This window comes from Commensalibacter sp. B14384M2, assembly GCF_016101865.1.
Lineage (GTDB): Bacteria > Pseudomonadota > Alphaproteobacteria > Acetobacterales > Acetobacteraceae > Commensalibacter > Commensalibacter melissae.
In genome coordinates this window covers 216698-236596 of the sequence record NZ_JACFPS010000003.1, presented here as the reverse complement: position 1 = coordinate 236596, position 19899 = coordinate 216698, and the positions used below count along the sequence as shown (strand labels likewise).

Annotated in this window: 22 protein-coding genes and 1 tRNA gene; 10 read left to right on the top strand and 13 right to left on the bottom strand. The window is 38.5% G+C overall.

The genetic code is table 11. The features are described 5' to 3' along the window. Window positions 1-4: 4 nt before the first annotated feature. The 3 genes from rsmD (at window position 5) to H3R33_RS06950 (ending at window position 4012) form a co-directional block, all read left to right on the top strand. Window positions 5-562, top strand: a complete 558-nt coding sequence (rsmD, locus tag H3R33_RS06960) for a 16S rRNA (guanine(966)-N(2))-methyltransferase RsmD (protein ID WP_110439128.1) — start codon at window positions 5-7, stop codon at window positions 560-562. Between the two features lie 70 nt (window positions 563-632). Beyond that, complete coding sequence (locus H3R33_RS06955) at window positions 633-3329, top strand: DNA translocase FtsK 4TM domain-containing protein (protein ID WP_347401049.1); 2697 nt, start codon at window positions 633-635, stop codon at window positions 3327-3329. A 17-nt stretch (window positions 3330-3346) separates the two neighbouring features. Next, complete coding sequence (locus tag H3R33_RS06950; RefSeq protein ID WP_232342156.1) at window positions 3347-4012, top strand: RluA family pseudouridine synthase; 666 nt, start codon at window positions 3347-3349, stop codon at window positions 4010-4012. A 31-nt stretch (window positions 4013-4043) separates the two neighbouring features. On the opposite strand, the gene rfbD is transcribed toward H3R33_RS06950, so the two are convergent. From rfbD to rfbB, 4 genes are read right to left on the bottom strand one after another with little or no spacing between them, the layout of a single operon-like run. Beyond that, entirely contained in the window at window positions 4044-4922 is an 879-nt protein-coding gene (gene rfbD, locus H3R33_RS06945; RefSeq protein WP_198185050.1) for a dTDP-4-dehydrorhamnose reductase, read from the bottom strand. Window positions 4923-4934: 12 nt separating this feature from the next. After that, window positions 4935-5495, bottom strand: coding sequence for a dTDP-4-dehydrorhamnose 3,5-epimerase (gene rfbC / locus H3R33_RS06940; protein WP_198185051.1), 561 nt, complete (start codon window positions 5493-5495; stop codon window positions 4935-4937). A gap of 29 nt (window positions 5496-5524) precedes the next feature. Beyond that, window positions 5525-6430, bottom strand: a complete 906-nt coding sequence (rfbA, locus tag H3R33_RS06935; protein WP_110439131.1) for a glucose-1-phosphate thymidylyltransferase RfbA — start codon at window positions 6428-6430, stop codon at window positions 5525-5527. Beyond that, on the bottom strand, window positions 6427-7482 hold the full coding sequence (gene rfbB / locus H3R33_RS06930; RefSeq protein ID WP_198185052.1) for a dTDP-glucose 4,6-dehydratase: 1056 nt from the start codon (window positions 7480-7482) through the stop codon (window positions 6427-6429). Before rfbB ends, rfbA begins: the two co-directional genes overlap by 4 nt. 158 nt (window positions 7483-7640) lie before the next feature. Between rfbB and H3R33_RS06925 the strand changes: the two genes are divergently transcribed. Continuing rightward, entirely contained in the window at window positions 7641-8300 is a 660-nt protein-coding gene (locus H3R33_RS06925; RefSeq protein ID WP_198185053.1) for a histidine phosphatase family protein, read from the top strand. Window positions 8301-8428: 128 nt separating this feature from the next. Beyond that, window positions 8429-9757 carry an oligosaccharide flippase family protein gene (locus H3R33_RS06920; protein WP_198185054.1) on the top strand — a complete coding sequence of 443 codons (1329 nt, stop codon included), beginning with the start codon at window positions 8429-8431 and terminating at the stop codon, window positions 9755-9757. Between the two features lie 193 nt (window positions 9758-9950). On the opposite strand, the gene H3R33_RS06915 is transcribed toward H3R33_RS06920, so the two are convergent. After that, a tRNA-Lys gene (locus H3R33_RS06915) sits at window positions 9951-10026 on the bottom strand. 77 nt (window positions 10027-10103) lie between these two features. After that, entirely contained in the window at window positions 10104-10577 is a 474-nt protein-coding gene (moaC, locus tag H3R33_RS06910; RefSeq protein ID WP_122124141.1) for a cyclic pyranopterin monophosphate synthase MoaC, read from the bottom strand. 56 nt (window positions 10578-10633) lie between these two features. On the opposite strand from moaC, the gene H3R33_RS06905 reads away from it, so the two are divergent. From H3R33_RS06905 to mog, 5 genes are read left to right on the top strand one after another with little or no spacing between them, the layout of a single operon-like run. Then, window positions 10634-10882: a MoaD/ThiS family protein gene (locus H3R33_RS06905; protein ID WP_110439136.1), complete on the top strand. Its 249-nt coding sequence runs from the start codon at window positions 10634-10636 to the stop codon at window positions 10880-10882. A 1-nt stretch (window position 10883) separates the two neighbouring features. Then, window positions 10884-11342 carry a molybdenum cofactor biosynthesis protein MoaE gene (locus tag H3R33_RS06900; protein ID WP_232342157.1) on the top strand — a complete coding sequence of 153 codons (459 nt, stop codon included), beginning with the start codon at window positions 10884-10886 and terminating at the stop codon, window positions 11340-11342. Beyond that, a complete protein-coding gene (gene mobA / locus H3R33_RS06895; RefSeq protein WP_198185055.1) occupies window positions 11335-11949 on the top strand; it encodes a molybdenum cofactor guanylyltransferase MobA in 615 nt (204 codons plus the stop codon). Before H3R33_RS06900 ends, mobA begins: the two co-directional genes overlap by 8 nt. Then, entirely contained in the window at window positions 11933-13141 is a 1209-nt protein-coding gene (glp, locus tag H3R33_RS06890; RefSeq protein ID WP_198185056.1) for a gephyrin-like molybdotransferase Glp, read from the top strand. The genes mobA and glp overlap by 17 nt, the downstream gene beginning before the upstream one ends. 24 nt (window positions 13142-13165) lie before the next feature. Then, the gene (gene mog, locus H3R33_RS06885; RefSeq protein ID WP_155569698.1) at window positions 13166-13732 is read left to right on the top strand and encodes a molybdopterin adenylyltransferase; all 567 of its coding nucleotides are present in this window, start codon (window positions 13166-13168) and stop codon (window positions 13730-13732) included. Window positions 13733-13742: 10 nt separating this feature from the next. On the opposite strand, the gene moaA is transcribed toward mog, so the two are convergent. From moaA to narH, 7 genes are all read right to left on the bottom strand, one after another. Further along, window positions 13743-14732, bottom strand: coding sequence for a GTP 3',8-cyclase MoaA (gene moaA, locus H3R33_RS06880; protein ID WP_347401050.1), 990 nt, complete (start codon window positions 14730-14732; stop codon window positions 13743-13745). A gap of 131 nt (window positions 14733-14863) precedes the next feature. Then, entirely contained in the window at window positions 14864-15496 is a 633-nt protein-coding gene (locus H3R33_RS06875; RefSeq protein WP_232342158.1) for an ABC transporter ATP-binding protein, read from the bottom strand. Between the two features lie 32 nt (window positions 15497-15528). Continuing rightward, a complete protein-coding gene (gene modB, locus H3R33_RS06870; protein WP_198185058.1) occupies window positions 15529-16206 on the bottom strand; it encodes a molybdate ABC transporter permease subunit in 678 nt (225 codons plus the stop codon). 6 nt (window positions 16207-16212) lie between these two features. Next, window positions 16213-16989, bottom strand: coding sequence for a molybdate ABC transporter substrate-binding protein (gene modA / locus H3R33_RS06865; protein WP_198185059.1), 777 nt, complete (start codon window positions 16987-16989; stop codon window positions 16213-16215). Between the two features lie 18 nt (window positions 16990-17007). Further along, window positions 17008-17694, bottom strand: a complete 687-nt coding sequence (gene narI, locus H3R33_RS06860) for a respiratory nitrate reductase subunit gamma (protein WP_155569702.1) — start codon at window positions 17692-17694, stop codon at window positions 17008-17010. After that, window positions 17678-18334, bottom strand: a complete 657-nt coding sequence (gene narJ / locus H3R33_RS06855; RefSeq protein WP_155567413.1) for a nitrate reductase molybdenum cofactor assembly chaperone — start codon at window positions 18332-18334, stop codon at window positions 17678-17680. The genes narI and narJ overlap by 17 nt, the downstream gene beginning before the upstream one ends. Further along, window positions 18334-19890 (bottom strand): nitrate reductase subunit beta, encoded by a 1557-nt coding sequence (gene narH, locus H3R33_RS06850; protein WP_198185060.1) that lies wholly within the window; start codon window positions 19888-19890, stop codon window positions 18334-18336. Before narH ends, narJ begins: the two co-directional genes overlap by 1 nt. Window positions 19891-19899 lie beyond the last annotated feature (9 nt).

The following is a 19899-nucleotide window of genomic DNA, read 5'->3' as shown; positions in this document are numbered from 1 at the left end:
ATACATGCGAATTATTGCCGGTAAATATAAGGGTACACATTTGTACCCCCCTGCTGGTCTGGAAACCCGTCCAACGGCCGATCGTGTAAGACAAACATTATTTGACATGCTTATACATGCAGAATGGGGAGGACAATATTTTTTGCAGGACAGCCTTGTTCTCGATGCTTTTGCCGGAACGGGTGCCTTGGGTATTGAAGCTTTGTCCAGGGGGGCAAGAAAAGGTTTTTTTTGTGAAAAAAATAAATCAACTCGTCAGGTTTTAGAAAAAAACTTGACCCGTTGTCATTGCCATTTGAATAGTGTAATTTACAGTGATTATCAGGCCCTGCCAATAACTGAACACCCCTGCAACCTGGTTTTCTTGGATCCCCCATATCGAAAAAACCTTATACCTTATACACTTCAGACGCTAGAAAATAAAAATTGGCTTTCCACCCGATCCATTATCATTACAGAAATTGCACAAGATGAAAATCTTATGCTAAATGATAATTATCATATGTTAGCTGAACGAAATTTCAAAAATACATGCCTAAAATTTTGGGTAAAAAGAAAATAACCAAAGGTATATTTCAGTTTTATAACCCTATAATAATAAATAAACCCCTGTAAGGATTTGGATAATTACTGTGCCTAACCAGAATAAAATTGGAAAAAACACGACTTCAAAATTTCAATCTTCATTCAGTAAAAGGCTGATACAGGCAAGCGGCTGGATTCTATGGATATTTGCCTTGTTACTTATGCTGGCATTGATCAGTTACAATCCTTATGACCCTTCATTCAATACCTCGTCAAACCAGCCTCCCAGCAACTTGCTCGGTTATATTGGATCCCATTTGTCAGATATTTTAATTCAATGGGTTGGAATAGCCAGTTTTTTCCCAGTGCTCGTTTTTATTGCATGGGGTTGGCGCATCATACGATTTCAATATTTAAAAGGAATAATTATCCGTTTTATAGCCATGATTATTGCCATACCAGTCATGGCTGCGCTAATTGTGGCTACCATCCTGCTATTTTCAGGCAACAAAGTTCCTACGCTTGTTATTCCACCTGGATTGGGGGGATCAATTGGTTACGTGATCGCGAGAACATCTTTGATAGCGGCTCAGGATACACTTGGCATTATGGGAAAAATCTTGATCTGGGTTTTAAGCGCCATATTTTGTTTGCTGTTAATCCCTCTAACAATGGGATTGTCAAAACAGGAATGGAAAAAAATCATAGGTTTTTTCAAAAAGATCTTTCAATTTTTCTATTATACTTTACTCAGGAAATCTAAACCTGCCGAACCAGAAACTGATCATTATATCAATAATTCTTATAATGTCCCTCCTAATGTCCCTCCACGAACCTACAACCATTCGCCTTTTAAATCCAATCCAGATATCCTGAAGGAAGAACAAACCTATACCCCTCCCGCCTATCAGGATTCTGTCAGGGAAACAACCCATGCCATTCAGCCTTATGCAAAAAAACAGAAACCCTCTTCACTGGCACCAGACAACACACCTATTTTCAACCCGGAGGACGATCAGGAAGATGCCCAGAATAATTATCGGCCGGCATCGCAGTCCTTGATAACAAAACAAGAAACAACAGTATCCACCACAGTTAATAAAAACGAACAACCTCTGAGAGAATTAACAAAACCCACCGAATCAATAGAAAATGGAGATACCCGGCAACCTGACAAACCTTATGAAAAAAGGGAAACTACGCCCATAAAAAATAAAGGCATTTTTTCCCTGCTTCATAAACCTCTTAAGGAACACTTTGTATCTTCCAATAATGCATCTGAATCTTACCCTCCCTCATTTGAAGAACAATCAGGAAACAGTTGGTCCTTTCCTTCCCTTTCCCTGTTAAAACCCAATTTAAATCACGAAAGCAATAAACCTACACCTGAAATGCTTCATGCCAATGCTCGCATGCTGGAAACCATTTTGGATGATTACGGGGTAAAAGGAACTATAGGTAATATTCTACATGGCCCAGTAGTAACTTTATATGAATTGGAACCGGCTCCAGGTATCCGGTCTGCTCGTGTCATTGGCCTGTCCGATGATATCGCCCGCTCTCTTTCCGTTATATCAGTGCGCATTGCCACCGTTCCAGGCAGAAATATCATCGGGATTGAGGTTCCCAACAATATTCGTGAAATTGTATATTTTTCCGAACTGCTTAATACAGAAAACTGGTACAGAAATTCTGCACGTTTATGTCTGGCTTTGGGGAAAAACATTTTTGGTGAGCCAATTTATGCAAATCTTGCAAAAATGCCACATCTATTAATTGCTGGAACCACCGGTTCAGGGAAATCAGTGGGCGTTAATGCCATGATTCTATCCTTATTATATCGCCTATCCCCTGATGAATGCCGTTTGATCCTAATTGATCCAAAAATGCTAGAGCTTTCTGTATATGAAGGTATTCCCCATCTTTTGACCCCTGTTGTCACCGATCCACACAAAGCCTTGTCTGCCTTGAAATGGGCGGTAAGGGAGATGGAAAGACGTTATCGTCTTATGTCCCAGCTTGGAGTCAGGAATATTGATGGTTATAACCAGCGCATAACCAATGCAAAAAATCAAAGCAAGGTCATGACAAAACGCATACAAACAGGCTTTGATCCTGAAACTGGTAAACCAACATTTGAGGAACAGCAAATTCCCCTTGAACATTTTCCCTATATCGTTATCGTCATTGATGAAATGGCTGATCTCATGATGGTGGCCGGCAAAGATATCGAAGCTGCCGTTCAACGTCTTGCGCAAATGGCTCGAGCTGCCGGAATACATGTTATCATGGCAACACAGCGTCCTTCCGTTGATGTAATTACCGGGACCATTAAGGCCAATTTCCCCACTCGTATCTCTTTTCAGGTAATCAGCAAATTTGACAGCCGAACTATTCTTGGTGAACAAGGAGCCGAACAATTATTGGGACAGGGAGACATGTTATTCATGCAGGCGGGTGGACGTATTGAACGCATTCATGGTCCCTTTGTCTCTGATGAAGAAGTTGAACGGGTTGTTCAGCATTTACGCACGCAAGGTGAACCGATTTATGTTGAAGATGTTACCGTTGACCCTGTGGAAGATAATAATGGACGTTCAGGCGGCAATAATGATGAATTATATAACCAGGCAATCAATCTTGTTTTAAGAGAGGGAAAGGCTTCCACCTCATTTATTCAACGTCATTTATCCATCGGGTATAATCGAGCAGCCAAAATTATTGAACAAATGGAAAAAGAACGGATTGTCAGTCCTGCCAACCATGTTGGTAAACGTGAGATCCTTATTAAAAGATCAGAATAAGGGGAAGATTCTTTACCTTGCTTCCTTTTAGAATTCTTTATCAAGATAACCATTATATTATCATTGACAAACCTGCTGGAATGCCTGTGTATTCGAGCGATAAAAATGATTCCATTCCCTCTGTCGAAAAATTTTTTCCCCTGTTATCAAGACGAAAGGAAGGGCCATGGCTAGTGCACCGTTTAGACCAGGATACAGCTGGATGTTTATTAATAGCCCTACGCAAGCAAGCCCTAATCAAGGCCCAAGCCTGTTTTGCGCAACATAAAGTAAATAAAGTCTATTGGGCCATTGTTCAGGGTAGACCGAAAAAATATTCCGGTATCATTACATCACCCCTTTTAAAAATAACACAAAAGGGCCAATGGAAAATGATACAAGATAATAAAGGTCAGAATGCACTGACAAAATGGAAATTTTTGAAAGGCGATAATACTTGCAGTTTAATTGAACTTAATTTACAAACGGGTAGAACCCATCAGGCCAGAGCCCATTGTTCCATTATGGGACATCCAATTATCGGTGATACAATATATGGTGCCAAGAAATATTCATCCATTCCATTATCACTATTGAGTCGAACCCTAACGCTTCAATTGGAAACAGCCATTTCTGCTACGGCTCAGCCACCACAACATATGCTACATTACATAAATAAATTCAGCATATATAAAAAGTCTTAACCCTCAAGATCAAGACCTTTATATTTAAATTCTATGTCGAGAAAATTTTTTTAATGACATTATCAACACTTTTATGCCAATCCGGTAGCCGTATGGCAAAAGTTTTATAAAGTTTGTCCGTATTCAACCTTGAATCCTGCGGTCTTTTTGCAGGAGTTGGCCAATCTTCAGTTTTTATAGAAGTAATGGAAGGCATTTTTTGTCCATAACACTCTGCCTGTCTCAATGCATATACAGCCAAATCATACCAAGTCGCATCACCCGTTCCAACAGCATGATAAATACCGCTCCAATTATCCTGCCATTTTTGACCGACAATCCGATCTGCTATTTTCATAATCGTCCAAGCCAAATCATCAGAACAGGTTGGATTTCCCTTCTGATCCCCTACAACACGAAGCGCTGGATTTTTGGCTCCCGCATTAATGATAGTACGAACAAAATTTTTTCCGTGTTCCGAATAAACCCAAGCTGTCCTCAATATAATTGCATGAGGATGAGCCTGTAAAATAGCCTTCTCTCCTGCAACCTTACTTGCCCCATATACTGTTTCAGGAGAAATTGGATCCGTTTCAACATAAGGAGTCCCCTTTTCACCAGAAAATACATAATCTGTTGAAATATGAATCATGGGAATATTACATCCTGCACATAATTCAGCTAAATAGGCAGGCCCATCGCTATTGACCAAATAGGCTTCATCTCGATGATCCTCTGCCGCGTCAACAGCCGTCCATGCTGCCGTATTTACAACAAGGTCAGGTCTATCTTGCTCAAAAACTCCGCAAATCGTATTATGTTGTGTAAAATCAAACTGTGGACGGCCGATGAACTTTAAGCGTTTATCATGCAAATTCCGTAAAGATTCTGCCAATTGTCCATTTTTCCCGCCAATTACTAGAATTGTCACCAGTTTATCCTTTTATGAATATGAAAACCAATTCTTTGCTGCTGAAAATGATGGATTTTGCATATCTTTTTCTGATAAAATCGCATCATTTACAGCGATTGGCCATTCAATGCCAATTTCTTTACAATTCCATAAAACAGCACGCTCACTGGCTTTATTATATAAATTTGTACATTTATATTGTACCATAACGTTTTCTGTTAACGTACAAAAACCATGTAAAAATCCTGGTGGTATCCACAATTGAGACCAATTGTCAGCTGATAATTCCGCAGCAACCCATTTCCCATATGTCGGAGAACCCGTTCGCGCATCAATAGCCACATCCCAAATCGAACCTTGCGTACATCTTACCAACTTCCCTTGTTCATAAGGGCCCAACTGACAATGCAAACCCCTCACAACACCTTTCTGAACAGAAAGGCTTTGATTATCCTGCACAAAAGGCAAATCAATCCCGACTTCTTTTAATCGCTGTGCATTATAGGTTTCTGAAAAAAATCCACGATTATCCCGAAAGCGAGGAGGTGTTATCAATAATACTTCTGAAATGGCTAATTTTTCTATTTTCATGACAAATATTTCTTACTTTTAATAATTAATTACTTTTGATTAAAACCTTCGTTCGCAACATCCATCAACATTCTCCCAAGGTCTGTTTTATTCAATTTTTTTGCAATTGCACGTAATTGCTCCGCATTAATAAATCCTCTATGGTAGGCCACCTCAGCAGGAGATCCCACCAAAATCCCTTGTCTTGCCTGAATCATTTGCACAAAATTTCCCGCCTGCATCAAACTGGCGGGAATACCGGCATCCAACCAAGCACAACCCCGACCCAAACGCTCTACATGTAAATTGTCATTTTCAAAATAAATTTTATTTAAATCCGTGATTTCATATTCACCACGTGCTGATGGTTTTATTTTTTTTGCATATTCTGTAACCCTTGAATCATAAAAATACAGTCCTGTAACAGCCCAGTTTGAAGGAGGATCTTTCGGTTTCTCTACAATCTGGGTTACCTTGCCATTTTCATCGAATGTCACAACACCGTACCGTTCAGGATCACTAACCTGATAACTGAATATCGTTGCACCGGATTTTCGTTGAACCGCTTTTTGCAACAGCTGACTTAAATGTGAAGCAAAGATCAAGTTATCCCCCAGCACCAGGGCACAAGGGGAAGCATCCAACCACTCTTCAGCTAAAACAAAGGCTTGTGCAATACCTTCAGGTTTGGGTTGAACACAATAGTCAAATTTCATTCCAATATCAGAACCGTTTCCCAATAATCTTTTGATTTGCGGTATATCATGAGGGGTAGAAATAATCATGATTTCCCGAATACCTGCCAGCATTAATGTTGTCAGCGGATAATAAATCATGGGTTTGTCATATATAGGCAATAGTTGTTTACTGGAAACAGCTGTCAAAGGATATAACCGTGTACCTGATCCACCAGCCAGTAATATACCCTTTATCGATTTTTCATGCTGATTTGTCATTGTTTTATTCCCAACCGTTGTCCAGCATAATGTTTTTGACGAATATTCTTCCACCAATCCTCATGATTCAAATACCATTGAATCGTTTTACGAATTCCTTCTTCAAAATTGTGTTTTGCTTTCCATTTTAATTCGGTTTGGGCATGGACTGGATTTATTTCATATCTAAAATCATGGCCTGGACGATCCGTCACAAAATGAATCAACCGCTCGTATTTTCCCTGAGGATCAGGCTTCAGTTCATCAAGAATATGACAAATCGTTTGCACAACCTCCAGATTAGTTCTGGGTTGTTGGGCACCAATTGCATAAGTTTCTCCCGGAATTCCAAGCTCTATAGCTTTTACAAGCGCTTCAGCATGATCTTCAACATACAGCCAGTCTCTTATATTATCTCCCTTACCATAAACTGGTAGAGCCTTGCCTTCCAAGGCATTGATAATCATTAACGGGATTAACTTTTCTGGAAAATGCCAAATGCCATAATTATTTGTTGTGTTTGTCACAAAAGTTGGAAGCCCATATGTATGAAACCAAGCCCTAACCAGATGATCTGAAGCTGCTTTTGAAGCAGAATAAGGACTGCGCGGATCATAGGGAGTTTGTTCTGTAAATGGAAGATCTCCAGACTGTAAAGCGCCAAAAACTTCATCTGTTGAAATGTGATGGAAACGGAATTTTCTTTGTCTATCTACTGACATTGCTCTCCAATATTCATAAGCAGCCTGTAATAAACAATATGTTCCATGAATATTGGTCCGAATAAACACTTCTGGACCATCAATCGAACGATCTACATGAGATTCTGCAGCCAGGTGCATTACTGCATCAGGCTTGAATTGATTAAATATTTTGTTTAATGAAATAAAATCAGTAATATCAGTTTTGCAAAAAGAATACCGGCTATTTCCGGCTATTTCTGCCACATTATCAAGAGAAGCCGAATACGTTAGGATATCGATATTAACCACTTCATGCTGCGTATTTTTTATAAGATGTCGAATCACAGCTGAACCAATAAAACCACATCCTCCAGTGACTAAAATCAACATTATTAATGTACCTTAAATAATTTTTTTGTATTTTATATTATAAATTTATTGAATATCTTCAAAATATCTTAAAAATTTATAATAATTAAATCAAACCAATTTGCAATTTATGATATAAATACCCATATTTTTTGACTATATAAAGTATATCATTGCTTATGTCTAACAATAATTTTAGTTTCATAGACCATCCTGATGCTATTGGTGATACGACACGTTTCTGGTTTATTCGTCATGCAATTGTTAATGAAAAGGATCGTTCTTACCTTTATGGTACTAAAGATGTTCCAATCTGTCCTACACATTTAAAAAAACAACAAACATACTATCAGTTTCTGGCCAATAAATTACCCAAGACACAACTTTGGTTCATTACCAGCCTGTCCCGTACAAGAGATACGGCCTTACAAATTCAAAAGGCGGGTTATGGATCTGAGAATTTACAAGTCGAAAATGCTTTTCTGGAACAGAATCTTGGAGCCTGGCAGGGTCTATCACATGTTACAGTTGAAAAACACCGAAAATTTTCTGCGCATCCTTTTTGGCCCTTCTCAGCCGAAGAAACTCCACCCAAAGGTGAAAACATGAATGATGTCCATCAAAGAGTCAGTTGCAAAATGGAGGAATTTAGCAGAATATACACAAATAAAGATATTATTGTCATATCTCATGGCGGGGCTATTCGGGCTGCCCTTGCCTATGCTTCAAAAATCCCGGTTAATTCAGCATTATCCTTTGCCATTTATAACCTTTCCATTACTCTGATAGAAAAAACACGTGAACATTGGCATATTATTACGGTAAATGATATGATTTAGCCTTTTATTTTTCTAAAAAAAATTACTATATATTTTAACTTAAAAAAAATTGCTAAGGCATTATCTCTTTAATGCCCTGAAAAACTGAAAATAACAAAATCTGTTTACTTGAAACTATGGAATAAAGAGTGCCAAAGAATAAAATCCCTTCCTACAGAGGCAGTTTAAGGCGGTCAGGATATAACGTATTAAAATTATTAAGCGGAAAGATCATCAATGTTCCTCTTGGTTTAGCCCAAATTTATTTAACAACCCGACTCATTGGCGATAAAGGATACGGTTTTCTGGTTCTTATATACGCTTTTGGCCAGCTTGTGGGCGATGTGGCAGAATTTCAATCATGGCAGACTGTCTTGCATTACGGTCTTAAACCCTATCAAAATAAAGATCTTCCCCTTTTTCAACGAGTGTTGCGATTTTCTTTTTTACTTGATGCATGCAGTGCTACCTTTGCCTTGGTCGTCAGTGTTCTGATTGCCATAAATTTCAGCAATATTTTGGGATGGCCGCCTGAATGGCATTATCTGGGTATCATTTTCAGTTTTTCTGTTTTATTTACGACAAGTGCAACAGCCAATGGCGTTTTATTATTATTGAACCGTTATGATTTACTGGCCATTCAAGGGACAACAACAACAACAGTTCGGTTCTTGGGCATCGCTTTTCTTACCCTTATTCATGGTGGTATGTTGGGAGCAGTTATTGTCTGGACTTTTGCCACTTTCATGAATTTTATTACTATTTTGATCACCGCTTTGTACCAACTTTACAAGCAAGGTTTTTTAAAAGGATTTTTCAATCGTATTAATGATGGGCTTACCAAAGATTTACCCGGGATATGGAAATTTGCCTGGAATACCAATATAAACATGACTTTTTCCCTTGTTTCCGCCCATATAACCGCTCAAATTATTGGAAGTATGCTTGGTACTGTTCAAAATGCACGCTATTCGATTGCCAATAAAATTTCAGAAGCGATTGCAAAACCTGTCATTATGCTACAATCTACATTATATCCGGAAATGACCCGCTCATGGCAGGGCAGCAAACCATCGCACCTTTATAAAATGGCCTTGCAAATCACTCTTTTAACCGGCGGTATCATTTCCGTTATTTTTCTCATTCTACCTTATATTGCACCATATATCATTTCATTATTACTTCATAAATCCACCACACCTGAAACCCTTCATTTACTATATTGGTTGGCTGGTGCAAAAGCAGTTATCCTATGGGGGATTTCCTTGGAACCCATTTTAATCACAACAGGAAATACCAAAGGGGCATCCATTTCTCGTGGAATAAACAGTTTCATTTATATACCAATGTTGATTATTTTTATTCAAAAATGGGGGATACAGGGGATTGGACCAGCCACCCTAATTTCATCTGTATTACTGGTTATTTCCCAAATCCTTTTTGTTATAAAATATAAAAAGAAAACTATAACACAATAATAAATCCTGCATTATTATGAATAATATTCTTATTAAATATTATAATATTGTTTAATGCTCATTAATTTTTTTATTATTTAAATAACCAAAATTCTAAAACATGAATTTTAAGCTCATAATATGGGCTTTTAACTTAAAAATACATATTTCTCAAAATTATATTTGATAAATAAAAATTTCTGTATCAAGAAAATGGTGGGCGCACAAGGGTTCGAACCTTGGGCCCGCTGATTAAGAGTCAGCTGCTCTACCAACTGAGCTATGCGCCCCACACAGAACTTTTATCAAGAAGCGATCAAAAATACAAGATGAATTCAGTAATTAGACTGAACTTTCCTTATAAAATTTAAAAATTAAATTCTCCGCTTTTCCCACCCTTTTTAAAAACAAGATGAATGTTATGCATGACCATTCTTTTATCTACCGCTTTAAGCATATCATAAACGGTTAACAATCCTACAGAAACCCCTGTCAACGCTTCCATTTCAACTCCTGTTTTGCCCTCTGTATCAACAGTAACCCGCATATGCACAATATGTTTGCTTTCTTCCAATTCAAATTCCACTTTTAGATGATTTAGCGATAATGGATGACATAAAGGGATCAAATTTGAAGTCTGTTTGCTGCCCTGTATGGCGGCAATTCTTGCTATACCTAGTATGTCACCCTTATGACTGTTTCCTTTTTTCAAAAGTTCAAAAGCTTCCTGAGACATCTGGATTGACCCCCCAGCCATGGCAGTTCTTTTCGAGATTTTCTTATCTGCGACATCAACCATGTGAGCTTGCCCAGACTCATCAAAATGCGTCAATTTACTCATGATATTCTTCCTATATTAATCTTTAAACTCATTCTAGCAGATGCTATATATATAATATGATAAAAATCCGTTATTTTGGTTTTCTTAAAGATATTTTACAAATTGAAGAGGAAGAAATTACCTGGGACAACGGTAATTCACAAGATTTACTTAATTTTTTAAGAAGCCGCAATGCCTCTTGGTCGGACGCCTTGGCAGAAGAAAACATTTTCCGCCTGGCCATTAATCAACGCATTATCTATCAACCCACCCCCCTTCATCCTGATGATGAAGTTGCCATTCTACCTCCTGTTACAGGAGGTTGAATTGTTCTCTGTCAAAATACAAACCCAACCTTTTTCACAAGAGGAATTCCGAAAAAAGATTCACGCTTTCAATTGCGGCGCAATTGTCAGCTTTACCGGTATCGTCAGGGGGTTTGATGAAAAAGAACCGCTTGATTATCTTTATCTTGAACATTTTCCGTCTGTAACTGAACAAGAAATTGAACGAATAATTCATTTGGCAAAAAAACGATGGGATATACAGGGTTGTCAGGTTATACACCGCGTGGGAAATTTACGGGTAGGAGAAGAAATCGTTTTGGTTCTGACAGCGGCCAGTCATAGAAAGGCTGCATTTGTAGCCGCTGAATTCATAATGGATTATTTAAAATCAGAAGCTCCATTCTGGAAAAAAGAATTTTTTAGAAACGGACAGTCAAGATGGGTCAGGGCTAAATCATACGATTTAAAAGAAAAAGAACGATGGTCCAGTCATGAATGATAAAAATATTGCCGCCTTTATTCTGGCAGGTGGGGAAGGTCGGCGTGTAAGACGTCAAAACAAAGGATTGCTTTCTCTTAATAGTCATTCCCTTGTCAATCATGTTATCCAACGTATTCAACCGCATGTTCAAAACATTTTGATAAGCGCAAACAATCATATTGAAACTTACCAATCTTTTGGTTTTCCAGTCTACCAGGATCTCCCCCAATGGAAAGGAAAAGGTCCCCTGGCTGGCATTGTCAGTCTTTATTCCTTTATTCCCGCTCATACAGATTACATATTGGTTGTTCCCTGCGACACTCCCTTTTTACCCGCGAATCTAGTTTCCTCACTTTATCACGCATTGATATCAAATCCAGACTTGCTAATTGCGTACGCAGCGACACCAAAACAGATTCATCCAAGTATCTTCTTATGCAAACCCTGTACGAATGACTATCTTGCCAATCATTTAAATCATCAGCATTATAGCCTTAAATCATGGATATCTGCACACCCAAATATAAAAGTGAATTTTCATGATGAACATGAATTTACCAATATTAACGACCTTGACACATTAACCCGTTATCAACAAGGCAGGCACCATGCTAAAAAACTATGATGAGGCCCTTGAAGAACTTCTGCAAAGAACCTCTATTAAACAACCCATAGAAGATTATCCCCTTTTAAAGGCAAATCATCTAGTTCTTGCTGAAAATATTTATGTTCAATATGACACACCTTTTTTCAGCAATAGTGCCATGGATGGCTATGCTCTGGGTGGTGATCCTTGTCAATGTTCTGAATGGCAAATTACAAACCGGATTGCAGCAGGAGATCCCCTGTCCAATGCCACCCTTCAAACTGGTGAAGCCGCCCGAATTTTTACCGGAGCTCCAATTCCCCCCGGAACCAGCGCTGTAATCCAGCAAGAAAATACAAAAATTGAAAACAACACCCTAACTCTTACCTTGCAGATCAAAAAAGGACAAAATATACGCTATCAAGGGGAAGAACTAAAAAAAGGTGATATACTGCTTACACAAGGCCATAGGCTTACGCCCGCAAGTGTTGCCTTACTGGCAAGTCAAGGCTATCAAAATGTCAAAATATATAAACCTTTAACCATTTGGGTTTATTCCACAGGAAATGAATTGATCAACCCAGGTCAGCCTCTATCTTCTGGCAAGATTTTTGATGCAAACCGTTATCTTTTGCTAACCTGGCTTCAAAAAACAGGACATCATGTCATTGATGCAGGCATTCTTCCCGATAATCGGGATAAAACTGAAATCGCATTAAAAAAAGCCGGTAAAGAAGCAGACATCATTATCTCATCTGGTGGAGTTTCGGTTGGTGAAGAGGATCACGTTCATGCCGCCTTACAACAGCTTGGCCAACTCATTTTCTGGAAACTTGCCATTAAACCCGGCAAACCTTTTGCCTGGGGACAAATCAATAGCAAAATATTCTTTATGTTACCCGGTAATCCTGTCAGCACCCTCGTCACCTTTCAACAACTTGTTATTCCCGCTTTACGACATCTTGCCGGCGAAACATTACAGAATTGCCTGCCAAAAACTATTCTTGCTCAAGCCCAATTTGAAAAAAGGAAAACCCAAGCAAGACGGGAGTTTTTACGGGTGCGGGTTGATTATTCTCAATCACCTGCTCATGTTAGTCTTTTAAATAATCAGGGTTCTGCCATGTTGGCAACATTTTCCCAGGCAAATGGATTGGCAGAAATTCCGGAAAATACCCCTGTTCATAAAGGAGACTTTATAAAAATTTATCCACTTGACTATTCTCTTTAGTCTTTATTGATAGGAAAATATAAAATGACAGCAATAAAAATTGGTTTGGTTTCTGTCAGTGATAGAGCCAGTCAGGGTATATATGAAGATAAAGGTTTACCTGCCTTGAAAAATTGGCTGGATAAAGCGGTTCTTAACGAAAAACAATATATTGAGCATTTAATTCCTGATGAACAGGATCTGATTGAAAAAACATTAATTGATCTGGTCGATCATCAAGATTGTCCCCTTGTTTTAACCACGGGCGGTACAGGCCCTTACATCCGAGATGTGACACCTGATGCAACTCTGGCCATCGCAGATAAGGTTATGCCCGGTTTTGGTGAGCAAATGCGTCAAGTCAGTTTATATTTCGTACCAACCGCCATTCTGTCACGACAAGTGGGCGTAATCCGTAAAAAAAGCCTGATACTAAACCTGCCCGGACGTCCGAATGCCATTCGTGAAACGTTGGAAGGGGTAAAAGATCAAGATGGCAAGGTTCTTATACATGGAGTATTTGCCGCGGTTCCAATGTGTATCGATGTAATTGGTGGACCCAGGATTGAAACAGATGAAAAAGTCGTAAAAGCTCTTTTACCTAAAAAATAGGACTGTCAACCTATCCCCCTGTCTTTGACATAATACGCATAATTTTATTGGGCTGTTTTAAAAAATCATGTTCTTTTGGCTTTAGTTCTATCGCTTCTTGAATGGCCTGATCCAGTTCTTTATCACTACAATGATTTCTTAATAACGGCCTTAACGCAAAGTTGTTATCCTGTCCCAAACACATATAAAGGGTTCCATCAACCGACAATCTAACCCGATTGCATGTCGCACAAAAATGCTGTGATAACGGTGTAATTAATCCCAGACATACATTACCTGTTGATGTTTCCCAGTAACGCGCCGGACCATTTCCTATTATCTTCATCGTTGAACGCAAATCGTAATGTTTCCTTAATTCTTGTATAATGGGTTGTAACGAGACAGTTGTCATATTTTGCCCGGTTTTTCCCATTGGCATGACTTCAATCAAACACAGAATAAACCCGTGTTCAATACAAAATTCGAGCATTCGTTCAATTTCTGCCATATTCTTGTCTGGCAATACAACCATGTTAATCTTTATTTTATGAAAACCCAGTAGTTTTGCTGTTCGCAGACCCTCCATAACCTGCTCTAGACAATCCAGACCTGTAATATCCTCTATATTTTTACGATTCAAGGAGTCAAGACTTATGTTCAAACGATCTAAGCCAGCCTCAAACAATGATTTGGCATGGGATGTCAGCAAGGTTCCATTCGTTGTAATGGATAAATCCTCCACCTCATCAATTTTTTTAATTCGATGCACCAGATCTGTTAGGTTTTTGCGAACCAACGGTTCACCACCAGTCAAGCGAAAACGTTTTGTACCTAATCTTACAAACGCACGAACAACACGCATTAATTCATCAAAAGTGAGCCAATGGTCTGGAGTTTCAAAATCATTAAATCCTTTAGGAATACAATAAGAACATCTTAAATTACAGCGATCCGTAACAGAAATTCTTAAATAATCAATTGTTCTACCAAATTTATCAATCAGCATCAGAAGCTCAGCCACGTCATAATTGCAATAAAGACTTTGTAGTTATGAATTTTATATATGTGTTTAAAAATCAAAAAAAAAGACTTAAATATTTCTAAAAAATCATTATAGATAAAATACAATCAAACTATTATTTATTAATTCATCTAATAATTACTATTTTTTCCCAAATGTAAAATATCCTCACCAAAACACTCTACATCCTCATCATCGTGCGATATAACCATCATCAAGCATTGCAACCGTTGTTGAATATCTCTTATTTCATACCGCAATTTGCGTCGCAAGCGACTATCAAGCATTGAAAACGGTTCATCTAGTAACAACAAATCGGGTTGCGCAACCAATGCTCTGGCCAATGCAACCCGCTGTTGTTGCCCCCCCGACAATTGATATGGATAATATTCAGCATAGTTCAGGATTTCCAAGCGATTCATCCAGTCCTTAACAATTGCAAAATCCTGACTGACACGGGGATTAAATATTCCCTTGACAAGTGAGAAGGAAATATTCTGTTTAACTGTTAAATGCGGAAAAAGACTATAACCTTGGAAAAGATAAGCAAGTTTTCTCTTCTGGGGGACCAGATTGATTTTACGTTTCTGATCAAAAAAGATTTTATTATCAATTTTTATCAACCCGCAATCTGGTGAATTTAATCCCGCTATTATTTTAAGCAATGTTGTTTTTCCAGATCCAGATGGGCCAAATATCACCACTGAACGATTTTGAGAATAAAAATCAACATTGAGCTGAAACATATGATGATGATTTTTCATTAATTTCTTGAGGTTTATTTGAAATATCATGATCAATTAATTGAATTATGCGTAATATTCAGCCGTTTAGCCATAAATAAAACAAAAATGCAAACAGCGGATAAAATCAAGACGGATATATTTGCGACATGATCCTGTCCCGCCTCAACGGCTTCATAGATTGCCAAAGATAGGGTTTGCGTTTTTCCGGGAATATTTCCGGCAATCATCAGGGTTGCACCAAATTCTCCCAAAGCTCTGGCAAATGCCAGTAATAAACCTGCCATAATACCACGCCAAGCCAAAGGTAGGGTTATACGGAAAAAAATCGCCATATCAGAAATAGTCAATACCCGTGCAGCCTGTTCATAACAAGGATTGATTGATTCAAAGGCACTTCTGGCAGGTTTGAATATCAAGGGAAAAGTCACGACAATAGCGGCTAAAACAGCCCCCTGCCACGTAAATATAAGACTAAGATGAAAATATTTTCCCAATATTTGTCCTATCCAACCATGCTGTCCAAACAATACTAACAAATAGTATCCCAATACAGTCGGCGGCATAACCATTGGCAATGTAAAGACAATATCTAAAAATTCCTTACCATAAAAACGATATCGAGCAATAAAATATCCTGCAGGTATTGCCAGAAACATATTGATCGCGACTGCGAAAACGGCAATTTTCAAGGATAGAAAAAGAGCCGGCCAGGTAAAATTTATTCCCATGAACAATTACCGAACAGCAAAACCGTATTGTCTAAAAATTCTCTGACCTTTAACTGAAAATAACAGGTCCATGAATGCCTTAGCCTGATTCGGGTTTTGAGTATTTTTAACCAAGGCAACTGGGTACTGAACGGGTTTTGGCAAAGGAACCCGATAAAGTATTTTAACTTTATCTGAAAAAAGTTTTGCATCACTTTCATAAACAAAACCGACATCCACTTCATTACGGGCAACATAATCCAGAACCTGACGGACATTTTGCGCAGGAATGAATTTATCTTGTAATTTATGCCATAAACCTGCAGCCTGCAATGCATGTTTTGTATAACGACCCGCTGGAACAGTTACAACTTGTCCCAACGCGATCCACTTAATCAAGGGTTTATCTAAATCTGCCAGTTCACGTATCTGTAACTTGCTATGAATAAAAGTCACAAGAACCAAATGATTATTAATAAAATCCTGTCTTGATCCAGGAAGAATCAATCCTTTTTGCTCTGCCATATCCATTGTGCTTTCATCGGCACATGCAAAAAGATCAACCGGGGCACCCTGTGCTATTTGATTTAACAGACTGCCCGAAGAACCAAAATTAAATAAAATTTTATCCTGAGGGTGCGATGTTTCATAGATTTTAGCTATATCTTTAAAAGCATCGCTTAAACTAACCGCCGCAGAAACAACAATCTCTTTTGCCTGAACGGAATGAAAAAATCCAAAACAAGCCAGAACAACAGCCAATAGTTTAAGCAATCTTAATTCCAGTATTTTGGGATTTTTCATCAGTTCACATCTTCACGTTCATGAACGTGGTCTTACCAACTGCCAGCGTCGAGTTACATAACTGACCATGGCAAAGCCACTAAATACATGAACCAAACGGGTAAATGGGAAAATAGCAAATACCGTCATTCCCATAAAAAGATGGAATTTGAAGATTGGTGACGCATTCATGATATAGGCCACGGCATCACCTTGAAAGGTAATTGTATGCTGCACCCATGTCATAAGTTGAACCATTTCATGACCGTCCGTATGCTGAGCCGAAACAAAAATTGTTGATAAACCAAGTAACAAAGTCAATAATAACCAGACCAACAACAATTTATCACGCCAGGTACTATTTGCCAATATACGGGCTGAAGCAAATCTTCTGTGAATAAGAATCAAAATCCCAACCAAACAGATACTGCCCATGATGCCGCCAGCCATCATAGCGAAAATCTGTTTTGCTGAATGGGTAACTCCCAGTGTATCCCAAACCCAGATGGGTGTTAAAAGACCGAAAAGATGCCCAAAAAACAGACCTAAAATACCAATATGAAAACAGATATTTCCAAATCTTAATTGTCCACGATATAAAATCTGGCTGGAATCACTTTTCCATGAATATTGTTCACGTTCAAAACGTACCAAGCATCCAACAACAAAAATTGTTAATACGATATACGGATAAATTCCAAAAATAAATTTATCGAGATAATGCATGACTTGCCCCTTTATTTTTATTGTCTACAGAACAGAGATTACAGGCATTCGTTTGTAAAAGAGGTTCAACTCCCTCAATATTTGGGCCAAATTTCTCCATTGCCTCCTCCATATCTTTAACTGGGGGAACTTTTAAAGGTTGAGGTTGAACAGAAGAATAATTAACAAGTAAAGTGAAAATACCCGCATAGACAGACTGACTTTCCCGCAATTTTGATCCGATGTGATCAATCACGTCAATTGATGCCGCCAGTAAATCCTTTGCTTCACCTTCATTACAGACAGATAAAAACTCTAAAAATAAAGGCAAATAATCTGGTAATTCATCAATTACTGAAATATCATAACCGTTTGCCTTATATTCTGACATGAGATTGACTAGGGCTTGCCCCCTTAGACGGTCCTCACCGTGAATATGCTCAAATAAATGCAATGAACATGATGGATTACGATCGAAAAGTGAAACATACTCTTCTTGCAAATCAATCAAATCTTTTTCTTGCAAATGTTCCAATAAGGGAGAAAGCAAGCTCCATTCAATCTCAAGCGTTTTTAAACGTCCCAAAATTGAAGGGAGTGCATCAACCAATTCTTGCTCTGGATAACATAATAAAACTGAAAGTATCTTGAAAATTTCCATCAGCTATTGCTTTCTTTTGCCTTGTTCTGTTCACGATCCTCTACAGCGTCGTGAAAGATAATTGGAGAAACCTTTTTGCCAAAAAGACTTGCCTTATTCACCCCGTCAGAGCATCCATTCCCGAAAGTAAATCCACAGGAAGCCTTATCCTGGAATGCGTTTTCAACCATTTCCTTGTGGGATGATGGAATGACAAAACGATCTTCATAATTCGCAATCGCCATAATCTGATACATTTCTTCAATCTGGACTTCAGTCAAAGCCGTATCTTTCAAGACAGAACGATCAGGACATTGATCAACAGACTTGCTACGCATATAACGACGCATCGCGATCATGTTTTCCAAGGCATTAATAATGGGTTCTTCTTTCCCCGCCGTAAGCAAATTAGCCAAATAGCGAATTGGAATACGTAAATCCTTAATACCAGGAATAATTCCATTCTTGCCAATCATGCCATTCGCTACTGCAGACTGAATAGGCGATAAAGGTGGAATATACCAAACCATTGGTAAGGTGCGGTATTCTGGATGCAGGGGGAAAGCAACTTTCCATTCTACCGCCATTTTATAGACCGGTGAATTTCTTGCCGCATCCAGCCAGCTTTGGGGTATACCCTGTTTAAGAGCTTCCGCAATAATTGCCGGATCATTGGGATCTAAAAAAACATCAAGTTGGGATTCATACAAATCCTGAGTATCTTCCGTAGATGCAGCCTCTTTAATTTTATCTGCATCATAAAGTAAAACACCCAGGTAACGAATACGCCCTACACATGTTTCGGAACAAACGGTTGGCTGTCCACCTTCAATACGTGGATAACAGAATATACATTTTTCTGCTTTACCAGAAACCCAGTTAAAATATATCTTTTTGTAGGGACAACCCGAGACACACATCCTCCAGCCGCGACATTTATCCTGATCTATCAGGACAATACCGTCATCCTCACGTTTATAAATTGAACCTGAAGGACAACTTGCAACACAGGCTGGATTTAAACAATGCTCGCACAATCTTGGTAAATACATAAGAAATGTATTTTCAAAAGTTGACAGCATATCCTTTTGAATACCATCAAAAAGCTTGTCTTTTGCACGCTTTGAAAACTCTCCACCAAGATCATCCTCCCAGTTTGGTCCCCAATGTATTTTTTCCATTTTTTGTCCGGTTAGGACCGAAACTGGTCGGGCAACAGGGGGGGTTTTTACATCCGGAGAATTTTGCAAACATTCATAATCATATGTAAAGGGTTCATAATAATCATCAATTTGCGGAAGATTGGGATTGGCAAATATATTTGCCATAATGTGCAACTTGCCACCCTGACGGGGACGCAACTTGCCACCTTTTAAAACCCATCCACCATTATATTTATCCTGGTTTTCCCATTCCTTGGGATATCCAACCCCTGGTTTTGATTCAACGTTATTGAACCATGCATATTCAACACCATCTCGACTGGTCCATACATTTTTACATGTCACGGAACAAGTATGGCATCCTATGCATTTATCCAGATTCAACACCATGCCAATTTGAGCTCTAATTTTCATTGGTAATCT